The organism is Jhaorihella thermophila (genome assembly GCF_900108275.1).
GTDB classification, from domain to species: Bacteria; Pseudomonadota; Alphaproteobacteria; order Rhodobacterales; family Rhodobacteraceae; genus Jhaorihella; species Jhaorihella thermophila.
Map to the genome: position 1 here is coordinate 210598 of NZ_FNVD01000006.1, position 14552 is coordinate 225149.

Below are 14552 nucleotides of genomic sequence, written 5' to 3' on the forward strand. Positions count from 1 at the left end.
CATCCCATGCTGTGGTCACTGATCAAGATCCTCGCCTTCGTCGCAATCGTCGCATTGGCGGCGCTGGGTGCGGGCTATCTGATGGAAGCCGAAGGCGGGATGCAGATCACCGCCGCCGGATACGAGATCAACCTGGGCCCCCTGCAGTCGGTCATCGCGCTGCTGGTGCTGGTGGCGCTGATCTGGATCGGGTTCAAGCTGCTGGGCCTGCTTGTGGCGGTCATCAAGTTCCTCAACGGTGACGAAACCGCGATTTCCCGCTGGTTCGACCGGGGGCGCGAACGGCGCGGCTATCAGGCCCTGACCGAGGCGATGAAGGCGCTCGCTTCGGGCGAGGGACGCAAGGCCCTGACTCGCGCGGCCAAGGCCGAGAAACTTCTGGGCAAGCCGGATCTGACCAATCTGCTGGTGGCGCAGGCGGCCGAGGCGGCCGGCGATGCGCGCAAGGCCGAAGACGCCTACAAAAAGCTCATCAGGGACCCGGAAACCAAATTCATCGGAATTCGCGGGATCCTGCGGCAACGCCTGTCGGCCGGAGATACGGAAACCGCGCGCAAGCTGGCGGAAAAGGCGCTGGAACTGAAACCGCAGCACGCCGAGACGCAGGAGGTTCTGCTGGAGCTGCAGACCAAGGCGCATGACTGGGCCGGCGCGCGCAGAACCCTGAAGGCGCGGCAGCGCGCCGGGCTCTTGCCGCGCGAGGTCTACAAGCGCCGCGACGCGGTTCTGGCGCTGGCCGAGGCGATGGAGTTGGAGAAGTCCGACCCCGGTTCGGCGGTGGCCCGCGACAAGGCGATCGAGGCGAACAAGCTGTCGCCTGATCTGGTGCCTGCCGCGGTGATGGCGGCGCGGGCGCATATCGCGATGGGCAGCCCGCGCACGGCCGCCAAGGTCATCCGCAAGGCATGGGAGGCCCAGCCGCATCCCGACCTCGCCGCCGCCTTTGCCGAGATCGCCCCGGACGAGACGCCCGATCAGCGGATCAAGCGTTTCGGGGCGCTGGCGAAGATCCACCCGCACCACCCGGAAACCCGCCTGCTGATGGCCGAGCTGAACGTGGTGGCCGAGGACTTCCCCGAGGCGCGCCGCGCTCTGGGCGATCTGGCGGAAAAGGGCGGCGACGCGCGCGTCTATACCCTGATGGCGGCGATCGAGCGCGGCGAGGGGTCGCCCGATACGGTGGTCAAGGGCTGGCTGGCGCGCGCCCTGACCGCGCCGCGCGGGCCGCAATGGGTCTGCGGCAAATGCCACCAGATCAATGCCGAATGGGGTCCGGTCTGCGAACATTGCGGTGCCTTCGACACGCTCTCCTGGACCACCCCGCCCACGCCCGAGGCGGTCAGCGCGACCAGCGCGCAGATGCTGCCGCTGATCGTCGGCGCGCTCGAAGAGCGCAAGGCCGAGGAACCGGCAGAGGAGGGCGCGGTCGTCGATGTCGCACCCGAACCGCCGGAAGAGGGCGAAGCCGAGACGGATCAGGAAAGTAAGGAGCCCACGGTCGCCAAGGCGAGTTGACCGGCGCGCGGGAATTCGATTCCGACCGACTGCGGCGAAAATCCGCACCAGTGGCGGGCATGAACTGTACATGGCCTCTTGACGAGTCGGCCGAAAATTCGCATTTAGCCTGTCGGATTGGGGCCGTAGCTCAGTTGGGAGAGCGCGTCGCTCGCATTGACGAGGTCAGGGGTTCGATTCCCCTCGGCTCCACCAATCGCCAAGAATCAAAAATTGATTACAAGCGAAAATTCTTTGTGCAAAAAATACGCAGATCCATTTTTCTACCATTTTCGTGTCCGCAAATCGATCAAGCGTGCGGGACTGCAGCATCCTCTGTCGTCTTGCGAATCTCAGAATGTGGACCGGCGTCCATGTCTGCGTGCTGATTGGCATCCCAAGCCCTGGTCCGATATCCGTTGTGACGGTTCATCCGGTCGGCGCTGTGCTCGTGCGCGCCCGCGCCACGGCACTGGTCAACGTCCAGGGCCATGAGGCGCTCAGCGACGAAGCCGGCCATCTTGGCCAAAAGCCGGGTGTCAGACGACTGAGACCAAAGCGCGTGCAGGACTGCGGTCCATGATAGGCTCGCCTTTGTCATGGTTGATCTCCTCGGTCAAACGTCGGTCGGCAAACCTGACCTTGGCCGAAGAACAACCATGGCCGCCAAGCGACCCGCGCGGGCCTCGCTTTTCTACGCGAAGGCTCCGCTCAGCCCGCGCTGCCGCCGGAAATTACACCACCCGATGGGACACTGCTCCCATAGGATCTGAGAGCAGCGAAAGGCCGAACTGCCCGGATGGCCGCATCATTGCAATTGGCACAGCCTACGCGCCGGGACAAAACGGAAACCACCCATCAGCCGATCAGGGCTGGATGTGAACAACCTCATGCGACTCCACGGCTAGCGCCCGATGCTGTCCCTCATCCGGGTCAACACGTCGCTCCCGGGGTTGGCGGCAAGGGCTTGGTCCAGAACGGCCCTGGTGGCCTCGCCCCCCTTGGTCGCGGCGGTGATCCGGGCGAGCATGACCCAGGCTTCCTCGCGCTGCGGATCCATGCGGACCGCCTCGCGGAACGCCCCCAGCGCCGCCGGGGTATTGCGCATCGTCAGCGCGGTGCCGCCGATCACCATGTGGGTTTCGGGAAAATCCGCCCGCGCCACCAGCGACCTCTGCCACTCCGACATCGCCCGCCGCATGGACGCGGCCATCCTTTCGGGCATGTGCGCGATCGGTACACCCAGAAGGGCCTTGGCGGCCTGAATGCGTACCATTTTCGCCGGGTCGTTCAGGCGCGGCAGAACCCGTTGCACCCGGTCCTGCTGGCCGGCGGCTTTCTGAACGCCGATGGCGGCGGCCCGGACCAGCGGATCGGGATCGTCGAGCATCGTCGCGGCGCGGTCCGCGGCGGGCCTGTCCGCCCGCTGTTCCACCAGCCACAGGGCCGTGGCGCGCACCACTCCCGGCTGGCCGGTATCGCCCGCCAGATCCAGCAAGGCCGTCCGCGCGGCCTGTGGGTCCGCCCGCCCCCGCGCCAGGGTCACCCCGTAATGCGGGCGCGCGGCGGATCGCGGATGGCGTTTGGCGATTTCCGCGGCCGCCCAGTCCGGCGATCTGTCGGCGTGGCAATCCGTGCAGGCATCCGGCGCCCCGGTCACCCGGTCAAGATCGGGTCGTGGAATGCGGAAGCTGTGATCGCGCCGGCCGTCGACGCCCATATAGGTGCGCTCGATCATGTGGCAGCTCTTGCATTGCGCACCCGGACTGCCGGTTTCGTGGAAATGGTGTGCCGGGTCGTCATAGAGCCTTTTCGGCAGAGTCGGGAAATCCGGATTGCCGGCGGGCGAGTGGCATTGCGTGCACAGCGTGTTGTCCGGCGCCCTGAGCGTCGCCGAATGCGGCTCGTGGCAATTCATGCAGCCGACGCCCCTGGCATACATCTTCGACTGAAGGAAAGAGCCGTAGACATAGACCTCGTCCAGGATCTGCCCGTCGGCGTGGTAGAGACCGGGGCGCAACAGCACCAGCCGATAGGCATCGCTGAACGCGGTGCCGGGCAGCGGGTTGCCGTCGCCCAGCGGTTCGCGCCGCGAATGGCAGCCGGCGCATTGCTGGATCAGGGCCTCGGTCCCGGCGGTGGCGAAATCCATCGTGAACCCGTAATGCTCGGGCGGTGCGACGGGTGTCTCCCGGTTGCGTTCGGCCCAGTCCACATGGCGCGATCCGGGGCCGTGGCAGGCCTCGCAGCCCACGCCCATCTCAGCCTGGGAGGAAGCATAGCGGCGCGTCCGCGGGTCATAGTTCTTGCGGAAGCCGGTGGCGTGGCATTCCGCGCAGCGCCCGTTCCAGTTCTTGTAGGGACCGGTCCAGTGCAGCCCGTCTCCGGGGTTCAGATCCTGATCGGGGTAGAGATCGTACCACCGCTGCCCCCGCGTATCCCAAGCCAGATCAAAGCTTTGCAGCCGCCCCGGTTCGGTTTCCAGCAGGTATTGCTGCAGCGGTCGCACGCCGGCCACCGAGTGAACGGGATAGCGGGCTTCGGTCCCGTCCGGCCGGGTGATCGAGACCATGTATGCCCCGCCTTCGGTTGACAACCGCACCCGCGCGCCGTCCAGCGTGGTCTCGGCATCGTCGAAATCACCCAGCACGGTATCGGGCGAAGGCTCGGTCCAGGCCAGCGCGTGGTCCGAGCCCTCCCAGGCGGCGGATTCGGTTGCGTGACAGGCGGCGCAGGATGCACTGCCGACGTAATGCGGCGCCTCCGTGGATTTCTGCTGGGCCGAGGCAGTGGTTGCGAGCATCGCTGCGACGACAGGCAACATGATAAACAGGTGGGTCATCGAGGGCTCCCCTGAGAGGTTGCCGGCATAAGCGCCGGATTGAGCGGTGGCAGCCGGTCGACACCGTCGTGCCCGGCCGCGCGGTGCGATCCATGGGTGCGCAAGGCGGACGTCAACTGCCGCCAGGCGGCATCGGTGTCGGGAGGCGCAGCGCGACCGTGACAGGCTCCGCCGATGGCAAGCAATGCGCCCGAAAGGCGGGGTCGGCGCGCGGATCCTCATCCGACCGACCGGCCCAGAGGTCGAGCGCCCGCAGCGTGGCATCCAGATCGCGCGCGGCGGCGGCGCGCAGGGCCTGCTTCCGCGCCCACCGCGTCGAGGCCCGATAGCGCGCGCGGCGCTCGGCCCGAACCCGCCGCCAGCGCCGCCACAGCCGGCGGGCGACGAACAGGATCGCCGCCAGCGCCGCAGCGGAGGCGACCGCCGCGGCAGCCACCAGTCGCGGATCGAGACTGCGCAACCCGGACGCGACGGGCGCATCCACCGTCAGATCGACCCCCGGCAGCCCGGCGGTTTCGATCCGGCCGGTGGTCAGGTTGAACCACCGCAGCTCGATCGGAGCCGCCGCGCCCGTCCCGCCGCCCTGGGCCAGATAGGTCACGCTCTCGCGGCGGGTGCCGGAGATTCCGTCTGGCCCGTCGTCTTCGGTCAGCACCGGCTCGGCCGGGTATTGCGCCACGCCCTGAACCGGCGTTGACGGGATGAGCGCGGGCAGCAGCATCGGCGGCGCCCCGTCGATGGTCGCGGTCACGACACGGGTCACGCTGTCTCCGGGCTTCAGCGGCGCTTCGGCGCCGGACAGATCTTGCGAAAGCGTCAACGCCGTGGCGGCAATGAACGGGTCGAGCGTTTCAGTGCCTTCGGGCCGCACCGCCCGGAACGCGATGCCGGGCATCGTCGCGGTATCCTTCCGCGGCTTGCCGGTGTCGGGGTCGGACCAGGTGACGATCAACGGCTGGTCGGGCACGGTGAAGCTGCCCTCCACCAGCGGCGTCAGCCGATAGCGCCGCGACACGCCGGACCATGTCTCGCCGCCGACCCTGCGGCTGATCGGCACCGTTGCGCGACCGGGTAGGCGGACCAGCAGGTTCGGGGCCTCGAGGCTGGGGAACACCACCGGCTGGGTCATCCATGTCGGCACCAGAACCGTCACCCGCAGATCGAGCGCCTGGCCGGGGATGGTTTCGGTCTGCTCGAAGGTCACTTCGGCAACCGGAGGGGCCGCATCCTGCGCGGCGGCGGAACCCGCCAGGATCAGCAGCGCAAGACAGAGAAGCGCGCGGATCATTTCCCGGCCTCCGCGGCTTCGATCTGGAAACGCATTCTCAGGAAATCCCCGGTGCTGGTTTCGACCGTGTTCATCCATTGCTCGGCCGTCATCAGACCACCGCCGCCGTCACGCGGCTGGCGGTCGGTGGTGGTATCGGCACCGCGCTTGTCCTCGTTGTCGAACACAACGTCATCCGCCCCGATGCCGGACTGCTCACCCGTGTCCGAGGCTTCGCGCGCAGCCTCGACATGCTCGACGATGCGGCGCGCCATGGCCAGGTTCTCGGCCGCGCCGGGGTAGTTCGGGTCGCGCTCCAGCGTCGTTTCGAAGGCCCGCACGCCGTCGCGGTATTGCCGGTTCTTGATGTAGGTCATGCCCAGCAGGAACGAGGCCTGCGCTGTTTCCATCGGCTCCAGCACCGCGATCGCTTCGTCATAGCGACCCGCGCGATAGAGCGCGTGCGCCTTCCACATCGGATCGACGAACAGATCCGCCGCGGTCGAAAAGTCGTTCCGGGCATAGGCGCGCGCGCCCTGCTGATCGGGGGTCCAGAACCAGTCGGCGATCCCGTCTGCGCGCGCCGCTCCGGGAGGGGTGAAGATCAGCGCGCCCAGCACCACCGCCCAGTGCATGGTCCAGCCGCGCCGAAACCAGATCAGCGTCAGGATGGCCGCCGGCACCGCCAGCCACCAGCCGCGATCCTCCCAGGGCAGATCCTCGTTGCTCAGCATCGCCCGGTGAAAGTCCACTTCGAAACTGCGGTCCAGCCGGCGGATGTCGGAGTCGTCTGCGGTGGTCCGCACCACGGTCGCCCTGCCCGGCCATTCGGTGCGCGGCGCGTCCGCGGGGAGCATTTCCAGCGCCATGGCCGAACCCTCCTCTTCGTTCCGCAGAAGAGCCGCGGCACCGCCCGGGTCGAGGGTGTCGAGCACCAGCAGGATTCCGCCCGGCGCCTCCTCCTCGGCCAGCATCTCGCGGGCCAAGGCCAAGGCGCGGGCCGCATCCGTCCCCGGCTCTGGCATGATTTCGGGCGTGAGCCCCTCGAGATAGGGCTGCATCAGCCCGGCGTCTTCGGTGAAGGGCACCACGCGGTGGGCGGTGCCGGCATAGGCCACCAGCGCCGTGCGCGCGCCCGCCCGCAGCGCCAGCAGATCGCGGATCTTGAACTTGGCGCGGTCCAGCCGCGTCGGGGCCAGATCGGTGGACGCCATCGACGGCGTCACCTTCAGCACCACCACCAGCGGACCGGCCTGCGCGGCAAACGGGTCGGCTTGCCGGGTCCAGCTGGGCCCCGAGGCGCCCACTACCGCCAGCCCCAGCACCAGTGCCACCCCGTCGATGGGCAGGATCCGGCGGCGGGCGCCGCCGCCCACGCTCAGCGCGGCGCGCAGATGCGGGGCGATGCCATCCATCGGTTCCGCCGCGCGCGTGGCAGCGCGCCGATTGACCCACCACAGGGCAAGGATCGGCACCAGCATCAGCAGCCACAGCGGGCGCAGCAGGTGGAACGCGCCGAGCGCCAGCGCCAGATCGCCGAACGGGTCGCTCATGCCCGCGTCCTCCGTGCCTTGCGCGCGGTCAGCAGCCCCAGCGCCGCCACGCCGATCACCGCCGCCAGCGCCAGCACATGATGCGCAAGCGGCGTGCGCGGGCGATAGCTCAGTCGCTCGACCAGGCGCGGGGTCAGGCGGTCGATTTGCGCGTAGGTGTCGCGCAGCGCCTCGGTGTCCGAGGCAAAGAAACTTTGCCCGCCGGTGCGCGCGGCGATGTCCCGCAGGGTCCGGGTATCGACCCGGTTCTCTCCGCCGCCCTCGGGATCGCCCACCGCGACGGTATGGATTTCCACCCCCCGGTCACGGGCGATCTCGGCGGCGTTGAGCGGGCTCATCCGGCTGCCCGTATCCGCGCCGTCCGACAGCAGGATCATCAGGCGCTGCTCCACCTCGCTGGCCTCGAATGTGCGGATCGCGAGCCCGATGGCGTCTCCGAGCGCGGTGTGCGGCCCCGCCATGCCGACCTGGGTCTGATCGACCAGATCGGCGATGGTGTCCAGATCCTCGGTCAGCGGCGCCTGCAGAAAGGCCCGCGTGCCGAACACGATCAGCGCCACCCGGTCGCCGTCGCGTTGCGCCACGAAGTCGCGCACCACCTGCTTGACCGCGGCGAGCCGTTGCTGCAGGTCGCCCTCGGGCGTGGCGAAATCCACCGTGTCCATGGATCCCGAAATGTCGATCGCCAGCACCACGTCGCGGGCCGAACGGACCTTTTCGACCGGATCGCCCAGCCGTTGCGGCCCAGCGATCGCCAGCACCAGCAGCGCCCAGATCGCGATCGCCGCAGCCATCTGTCCGCGGGTGCGCCTCCGCACCACCGCGCCGGGGCCGGGTTCGATATCGGCGGTCTTCACGATACGGCGGAAGAAGGGAAATCGCAGCGCCTCCACGCGCTCGCGATGCACCGGGGCAAACCGCCAGACCAGCCACGGCAAGGGCAGAAGCAGCAGAACCCAGGGGTGAGCCAGCGTGATCATCTCCCCCCCTCCCGCCGGTGGCGGCGGATCCATGTCTCGGCAATCGCGCGCAGCGCCGGCCCGCCGTCCTCGACCGGACGATAGGGCGCGATGGCCAGCACCCGCCCCGGCCCGTGGGCAAAGACCGCCTCGGGGCCGGTTTCGTCGAGAAAGGCCAGCCAGTCCTCGCCGATCAGCCCGGCCACGTCGCGGCGCGGATAGGCGGCCAGCGCGGCGCGGCGCAGGATTTCCGCGATGGCGGCGGGATCGCCCCCCGCCTGCCCCAGCGCGCGCAGCGCCGCCCGGCGATAGGCATTGGCCCGCCAGGTGCGCCACATCCGCCACGCCAGAAAGCCGAGTCCGGCCAGCGCCGCCGCCCCCAGCACCGCCCAGCCGGCGGTTTGCGGCATCATCGAAACGGGGGGCGGCTCGGCGGGCGGAACGAGCTGAGCGATCAGGCTGGTCAGGCTTTCCGCCGGCGCCGTGGCAGGGGTCGTCATCGTGGTCCCAACCCCATCAGGCGGCGCATCTGGCCGAGACTTTCCTTGCCGGTGCTGAGCGGCAGCACGGGCACGCCCAGACGCCTCTGCCAGTCCAGCACCTCGGCCAGCCGGCCGCGCGCCATTTCGCGCAGGTCGCGACGGACCGAGCTGTCGGCGGTGTCGATCTCGGCCTGCAATTCGCCGTCGGAGATTACCAGTTTCAACCCCTCGGGCAGATCGTCGGCCATCGGGTCGGACACCAGCCCCAGCACAAGGTCGTTGTGGCGTGACAGGCCCCGGATCAGCTTGTGCGTCAGGTCGTCGATCACGTCGAAATCGGAAAACACCAGGATCAGGTGGTTGCGCGGCGCGATGCGCATGACCGATTGCAGCACCCGGTTCAGCCCCAGCGGCGGGACGTTGGGCGCGTCGGCGCGCAGCAGCGCATTGGCCGCGGCAATCGCGGTCAGAAACCGCATCAAGGCCGCGCGACTGCGTTGCGGGCGGATCTCGGCGATGGTTTCGTCGCCGAACACGATGCCGCCGACCCGGTCGCCCTGATCGAGGATGGCAAAGGCGGCAAGTGCGGCGCATTCGGCGGCCGTCACCGACTTCATGTTCAGCACCGAGCCGAAAAACATCGACATGCGCTGATCCACCACGATCATCGCCGGGCGGTCCCTTTCCTCGGTAAACACGCGCACATGGGGCTGCCGGTGCGGGCCGTCACCTTCCAGTCGATCGCGCGCACGTCGTCGCCGGGCAGATAGCCGCGCAGTTCCTCGAAGTTCAGCCCCCGCCCCCGCATCCGCGAGGCGTGCCGCCCGTTCAACGCGCTGCGGGCCGGTTGCCGGGGCAGAAAGCTCAGCGCCCGCGCCCGTCCCTCCAGCCCGCGCAGATGGTCCAGCGTCACCGACACCCGCGGATCCACCCCCTCCTGCCGGGCGAAGCCCTCCAGGGTGGCGGTGCGGATGCGGGCGGCGCGGTCCTCCATCACGGCCCCCTCAGATCAGCGCGACCTGCGCGAGCAATTCCTCGACCACCCGATCCGGGCTCACTCCTTCGCCCTGCGCCTCGAAGCTCAGCCGCAGCCGGTGGCGGAACACGTTGGGCGCGATGGCGCGAATGTCCAGCGGATCGACATAATCGCGCCTCCGCAGCCAGGCATGGCGCGCCCGCATCTGTCCAGCGCCAGCGACGCGCGCGGGCTGGCGCCGATCTCGATCCAGCGGCCAAGGTCGGGGCCGAACGACCCCGGCTGTCGCGTGGCATGGACCAGATCGGCCATGTAGCGTTCCATCGCGTCCGAGACGTGAATGCCCGCGATCTCGCGCCGGGCTTGGAACACCGCCTCCTGCGGGATCGGCGGCGGCGGTTGCCTTTTCGGCCTGTCCCCGGACGCGTTGGCGTCGGCCTCTTCTCCGCGCACCAGCCGGATCACCTGCACCTCGTCCTCGACCGGCGGCCAGGTAATGAGAACGTGCATCAGGAAACGGTCCATCTGCGCCTCGGGCAGCGGATAGGTGCCTTCCTGTTCGATCGGGTTCTGGGTCGCCATCACCATGAACAGCGGCGGCATCCTGTGGGTCGTGCCGGCCACCGTGACCTGGCGTTCCTCCATCGCCTCCAGGAGCGCCGCCTGCACCTTGGCGGGGGCGCGGTTGATCTCGTCCGCCAGAACGATATTGGCGAATATCGGCCCCGGCGCGAACCGGAACTCGGATCCTGCGTCGGTCTGGTAGTAGATCTCGGTCCCGGTCACGTCCGAAGGCAACAGGTCCGGCGTGAACTGGATCCGGCTGAAATCGCATTCCAGGTTCTTCGCCAGCGCCTTGATGGCGCGGGTCTTGGCCAGACCCGGCAACCCCTCGACCAGCAGGTTGCCGTTGGCCAACAGGCCGATCACCAGCATGTCGGTCACGTCACGCTGGCCGATGATCGCCTGCCCCATCCGTTCCAGCAGCGCGTCGATCAAGGCGCGGGGATCGCCGCCGTCCATGTCGCCGATTTCCGTCATCCGAACACCTCCGGCAACGGCACCCCCACCGCGACGCCGGGCGGCTTGATGCCCGGATAGGCGGCGAGGGGCGGCGCGATGTCAACCGTTTCCACCCGCCCCACGGCCGTCTTGGTCCGGATGCCCGGTCCGGCAAAGATCAGCGGGTAATCGGGATCCTGCACGTTGTGGGCCTGCTGCCCGGTCTTGGCGTCGCACCGCAGGTTCGCGACCATGCCGTGAGGCGCCGGATCGGCGCCGGTGGACAGCGTTGCATGGCCGACGAAGGTTTCGTTGTTGGCGTGGCGGTGATCGGCGTTGACGAAAACCGCGCCGGTTTTCATCAACCGGGCGAAGCCGCCCTCGCCCAGCCTCTCGCCATAACGCGCGATCATGTCGCCGCGCAGCCGGTCCGCCGTGATTTCCGGATCAAGGCGGGGATGGTGCGGCAGGGACTGCGCCAGGACGGGCGCGCCCATACCTGCCGCGACTGCAACGGCGGCCGAAACCCGGGTTCGAAATTTGCCTGAAATTCCGAAATGTTCCTTCAACTATCGAGCGCCTGCAATACGGGCCGCGACGGCCCCGGGAAATGCAGCAACAGCCGGCGCGCCCCTTTCCGGCGGACCATAGGTCCGCTGGAAGAGATTCGACATGACCCTCAGTTCGGGTTGCTCCGCAGTTTCTCCAGCGCATCGCCAAGGTTGAAGCTACCCGGCTCCTGCCGCGGGGGGAAGTCGGTATAGGTCGCCAGGTGCTGCGAGACATAGGCCACGGCCGGCAGGACCAGGAACGCGCGGTTGAACCGCCAGAGCGCGTAGTTTTCGGATTCGTGATCGGCCCGTTCGAACGGGTCGCCGCGCATGTCGAACAGTTTGGGCAGGCGCAGCGTCACCAGCGGCTCTTCCCAGACGCTGAAGCCATGCGCGCGCTGCTCCATGAACACCATCTTCCAGCGGCCGTAACGCAGAGCGGCCAGATCGCCGTCATCGGTCCAGTAGAAGAATTCCTTGCGCGGCCCTTGCGCCACTTCGCCCTTGAAATAGGGCAGCAGGTCATAACCGTCGATATGCACCTTGAAGTCGCGCCCATTGGCGGAATAGCCCTTCATCAGCTTTTCCTTGATGTCCGGCTCGCCCACCGCGCTCATGATCGTGGGCAGCATGTCCTCGTGCGAGAACACGTTGTTGTAGACCGTGCCGGGCTTGATCACGCCGGGCCATTTGATGAGCGTCGGCACCCGATAGCCGCCGTCCCAGTTCGAGTTCTTCTCGTTTCGGAACGGCGTCATGCCGCCATCGGGCCAGGTGAACACCTCGGCCCCGTTGTCCGAGGAATACATCACCACCGTGTTGTCGGCGATGCCCAGCTCGTCAAGCTTGTCGAGAAGCTGGCCCACGTGGCCGTCATGTTCGACCATGCCGTCGGCATAGACGCCCAGGCCCGTCACGCCCTGCGATTCCGGCTTCAGATGCGTGTGAACATGCATCCGGGTCGAGTTCCACCACAGAAAGAACGGCTTGTTGGCCGCCGCCGCGCGTTCCATGAAGTCGATCGCGCCGGCGGTGACCTCTTCGTCAACGGTTTCCATCCGCTTCCGGTTCAGCGGGCCGGTATCCTCGATCTGTCCGTCGGCCGAGGACTTGATCACGCCGCGCGGGCCGAACTGTTCGTGAAACGCGGGATCCTTGGGATAGTCGGGATGTTCCGGCTCTTCCTTGGCATTGAGGTGATAGAGGTTGCCGAAGAATTCGTCGAACCCGTGATTGGTCGGCAGATGCTCGTCCAGGTCGCCCAGGTGGTTCTTGCCGTATTGCGCGGTCATGTAGCCGTGGTTCTTGAGCAGCTCCGCAATCGTCGGATCTTTCTCGGAGATGCCTTCCTTGGCGCCCGGCAGGCCGACCTTGAGCAATCCGGTGCGGAACGGGCTTTGCCCGGTGATGAAGGCGGCGCGGCCGGCGGTGCAGCTTTGCTGACCATACCAGTCGGTGAACAGCGCGCCTTCGTTTGCGATCCTGTCGATATTCGGGGTGCGATAGCCCATCATGCCCCGGTTGTAGGCACTGGTTTTGAAACAGCCTATGTCATCTCCCCAGATGATCAGGAAATTCGGCTTGTCGGTCGTTGCCAAGGCCGGGACAGCCAGTATCGCCGACAAAAAAACGAAACGATCGCGCCAAAACCGGCGCGCACCCTACCCAAAGGTCTAAACACAATGGTCCTTTCTCTCTCTCAGGCCAGCCACCCCCCCAGGGGGAACTAGCGGATTGGCCAGCGTCGACCGCAACGCACCCGCCAGGTTGACCGACACTGCCGACGACTTCTTGCCACCGCTCTGTTGCTGCCAATCAGCTTAGGGTCCGCCCGCATTATGTAAACCGCCACGGGATCCCCGTGACTGTGCGGCGGTAATCCGGCGCCGCAAGCCATTGACTGCAGGGACCGATCTCGCCGTCGCTGATCGAGATAGTGTCCCTGGAAATGGTGTAACTTTGCTCTTCGGCCTTGGCTTGGCCGGAGTTGCCGGGCGGCGATTTTCGCCGGCTCCATGGGGTCAGAGTCGCAGATGGCGGCGACGGTTTCCGGGGTCATGTATCGTCGCGTGATCGCCCACTCGTCATTCTGCTCGAGCATCAGGGTGCCGACGAGGCGCGTGACCGCAGCTTCGTTGGGGAAGATCCCGACCACGTTGGTCCGGCGCTTGATCTCCTTGTTCAGGCGTTCGAGAGGAATCGAAACCGGCATGAAGATCCCGGTGCCGATGTTCGGCCCCGTTTCTCGCATCAGGGTATATGCTGCGAGCATCCGGGACAGAGGCACGGGGAGTGCGAAGGTGCGGGCAGGTCGATCCATGCGACGAGCTGCGAGCTCGCGCGAGAACCTCGCGGCCACCGAGCGCGTCGAGAGCCCTTGGACATAGGCTTTCCGGATGACGGCCGTCATGGCCTTCTCCGCCGCCCTCCGCGGCTCCAGGAATTCGGGGAAGTAGCCGCCTTTGCGAAGCTTGGGAAGCTTGATGTCAACCTTGCCTGCACGGGTCTCCCAAGCTCTGGACCGGTAACCGTGACGGTAGTTCACCCGGTCGTCGCTTCGCTCGTGCGCGCCGGACGCTTGAGCTATCCGACGGCTTCGCGCCCGGCGCGCTTGCCCGAACCGAAACCGCGGATCATGAAATCCAAACCCGCAGACTCTCGTTATGAATGAGGAACCATTGGGGGCAGGTCAAATGGAGCATTCTTGAATGTTAACGATCTGATTTTTTATTGACATTATTGGCGGATAGGGTCTTCTGGAAGTGTAGTTTGGCGGACATCGGCTCCACCAAGCCCCTCGAGCCGCCGATAAAAGTCTCTGTGCCGCAGAGGCGCGATTTTCGTGGATTTCGCGGCCGATGCCTGTTGACTCTTGGGCCGCTGCGGGTAAAAGCGCAGCCTCAGACGAATTCATCCGAAAGGCTCCTGCCTTTTCGGGCGCAGGAGAGAACCGATGGCGAAACCGACGACGATCAAGATCCGCCTGAACTCGACCGCAGGCACTGGCCATTTCTATGTGACCAAGAAGAACGCGCGGACGATGACCGAGAAGATGGTTGTGCGCAAGTATGACCCGGTCGCGCGCAAGCATGTCGAGTACAAGGAAGGCAAGATCAAGTAATCTGCCTTGCCGGACGGAATGTCCGAATAGGCCGTGCCGGGTGGCGCGGCCTTTTCGCGTGTCCGGGGCTTGGCGCAACAGGGCGGCGCCCGACGCACCGACGGGCGGATCGGTCCGAATGACGGTTCGATGGACCGAAGAACTGGAAAAGCGAGCCCGTCGCCACATCTTTGGGCGGCTCAACCGGACGCTGGATGAAGGAGCATCGCTCATGAACGCCTTCGAACGCTACCTGACCCTCTGGGTTGCGCTGTGCATCGTGGCGGGGATCGTGCTGGGGCAGATGTTTCCCGGCTTCTTCCACG

The 14552-nt window shown here is 66.9% G+C and carries 9 protein-coding genes, 1 tRNA gene and 6 pseudogenes; 4 read left to right on the forward strand and 12 right to left on the reverse strand.

Annotated features, from left to right (window positions below):
• Positions 1-6 precede the first annotated feature (6 nt).
• Together C4S70_RS09510 and C4S70_RS09515 are read left to right on the forward strand one after the other, a co-directional pair.
• Positions 7-1515 carry a heme biosynthesis protein HemY gene (locus C4S70_RS09510; protein WP_104007878.1) on the forward strand — a complete coding sequence of 503 codons (1509 nt, stop codon included), beginning with the start codon at positions 7-9 and terminating at the stop codon, positions 1513-1515.
• Between the two features lie 119 nt (positions 1516-1634).
• Positions 1635-1710, forward strand: a tRNA-Ala gene (locus C4S70_RS09515).
• A 178-nt stretch (positions 1711-1888) separates the two neighbouring features.
• Here the strand turns inward: C4S70_RS09515 and C4S70_RS19525 are convergent.
• From C4S70_RS19525 to C4S70_RS09575, 12 genes and pseudogenes are all read right to left on the reverse strand, one after another.
• Positions 1889-2095, reverse strand: a pseudogene (locus C4S70_RS19525) (IS256 family transposase); the annotation flags it as partial.
• A gap of 303 nt (positions 2096-2398) precedes the next feature.
• Entirely contained in the window at positions 2399-4336 is a 1938-nt protein-coding gene (locus tag C4S70_RS09525; protein ID WP_235003778.1) for a multiheme c-type cytochrome, read from the reverse strand.
• A 112-nt stretch (positions 4337-4448) separates the two neighbouring features.
• Positions 4449-5624: a BatD family protein gene (locus C4S70_RS09530; protein ID WP_160114862.1), complete on the reverse strand. Its 1176-nt coding sequence runs from the start codon at positions 5622-5624 to the stop codon at positions 4449-4451.
• Positions 5621-7156 (reverse strand): vWA domain-containing protein, encoded by a 1536-nt coding sequence (locus tag C4S70_RS09535; protein ID WP_104007881.1) that lies wholly within the window; start codon positions 7154-7156, stop codon positions 5621-5623. The genes C4S70_RS09530 and C4S70_RS09535 overlap by 4 nt, the downstream gene beginning before the upstream one ends.
• Positions 7153-8136, reverse strand: coding sequence for a VWA domain-containing protein (locus C4S70_RS09540; RefSeq protein WP_104007882.1), 984 nt, complete (start codon positions 8134-8136; stop codon positions 7153-7155). Before C4S70_RS09540 ends, C4S70_RS09535 begins: the two co-directional genes overlap by 4 nt.
• The gene (locus C4S70_RS09545) at positions 8133-8615 is read right to left on the reverse strand and encodes a DUF4381 domain-containing protein (protein WP_104007883.1); all 483 of its coding nucleotides are present in this window, start codon (positions 8613-8615) and stop codon (positions 8133-8135) included. The genes C4S70_RS09540 and C4S70_RS09545 overlap by 4 nt, the downstream gene beginning before the upstream one ends.
• Positions 8612-9591 (reverse strand): annotated as a pseudogene (locus C4S70_RS09550) (DUF58 domain-containing protein). The gene C4S70_RS09545 and the pseudogene C4S70_RS09550 overlap by 4 nt, the downstream one beginning before the upstream one ends.
• Before the next feature lie 10 nt (positions 9592-9601).
• A pseudogene (locus tag C4S70_RS09555) lies at positions 9602-10596 on the reverse strand (AAA family ATPase).
• 14 nt (positions 10597-10610) lie between these two features.
• Positions 10611-11072 carry an alkaline phosphatase family protein gene (locus tag C4S70_RS09560; RefSeq protein ID WP_104007884.1) on the reverse strand — a complete coding sequence of 154 codons (462 nt, stop codon included), beginning with the start codon at positions 11070-11072 and terminating at the stop codon, positions 10611-10613.
• A gap of 182 nt (positions 11073-11254) precedes the next feature.
• A complete protein-coding gene (locus tag C4S70_RS09565; protein ID WP_235003781.1) occupies positions 11255-12724 on the reverse strand; it encodes an arylsulfatase in 1470 nt (489 codons plus the stop codon).
• A 425-nt stretch (positions 12725-13149) separates the two neighbouring features.
• Positions 13150-13323, reverse strand: a pseudogene (locus C4S70_RS09570) (transposase); the annotation flags it as partial.
• Between the two features lie 159 nt (positions 13324-13482).
• Positions 13483-13713, reverse strand: a pseudogene (locus tag C4S70_RS09575) (transposase); the annotation flags it as partial.
• 366 nt (positions 13714-14079) lie between these two features.
• On the opposite strand from C4S70_RS09575, the gene rpmG reads away from it, so the two are divergent.
• On the forward strand, positions 14080-14247 hold the full coding sequence (gene rpmG / locus C4S70_RS09580; protein ID WP_039682682.1) for a 50S ribosomal protein L33: 168 nt from the start codon (positions 14080-14082) through the stop codon (positions 14245-14247).
• Positions 14248-14365: 118 nt separating this feature from the next.
• Positions 14366-14552 (forward strand): annotated as a pseudogene (locus tag C4S70_RS09585) (hypothetical protein); the annotation flags it as partial.

Excerpts from the sequence above, each read along its gene's own strand:
- C4S70_RS09530 (WP_160114862.1), bottom strand. The coding sequence starts at position 5,624 with ATGATCCGCGCGCTTCTCTGTCTTGCGCTGCTGATCCTGGCGGGTTCC.
- C4S70_RS09525 (WP_235003778.1), bottom strand. The coding sequence starts at position 4,336 with ATGACCCACCTGTTTATCATGTTGCCTGTCGTCGCAGCGATGCTCGCA.
- rpmG (WP_039682682.1), top strand. The coding sequence starts at position 14,080 with ATGGCGAAACCGACGACGATCAAGATCCGCCTGAACTCGACCGCAGGC.
- C4S70_RS09545 (WP_104007883.1), bottom strand. The coding sequence starts at position 8,615 with ATGACGACCCCTGCCACGGCGCCGGCGGAAAGCCTGACCAGCCTGATC.
- C4S70_RS09560 (WP_104007884.1), bottom strand. The coding sequence starts at position 11,072 with ATGGGCGCGCCCGTCCTGGCGCAGTCCCTGCCGCACCATCCCCGCCTT.
- C4S70_RS09540 (WP_104007882.1), bottom strand. The coding sequence starts at position 8,136 with ATGATCACGCTGGCTCACCCCTGGGTTCTGCTGCTTCTGCCCTTGCCG.
- C4S70_RS09510 (WP_104007878.1), top strand. The coding sequence starts at position 7 with ATGCTGTGGTCACTGATCAAGATCCTCGCCTTCGTCGCAATCGTCGCA.
- C4S70_RS09535 (WP_104007881.1), bottom strand. The coding sequence starts at position 7,156 with ATGAGCGACCCGTTCGGCGATCTGGCGCTGGCGCTCGGCGCGTTCCAC.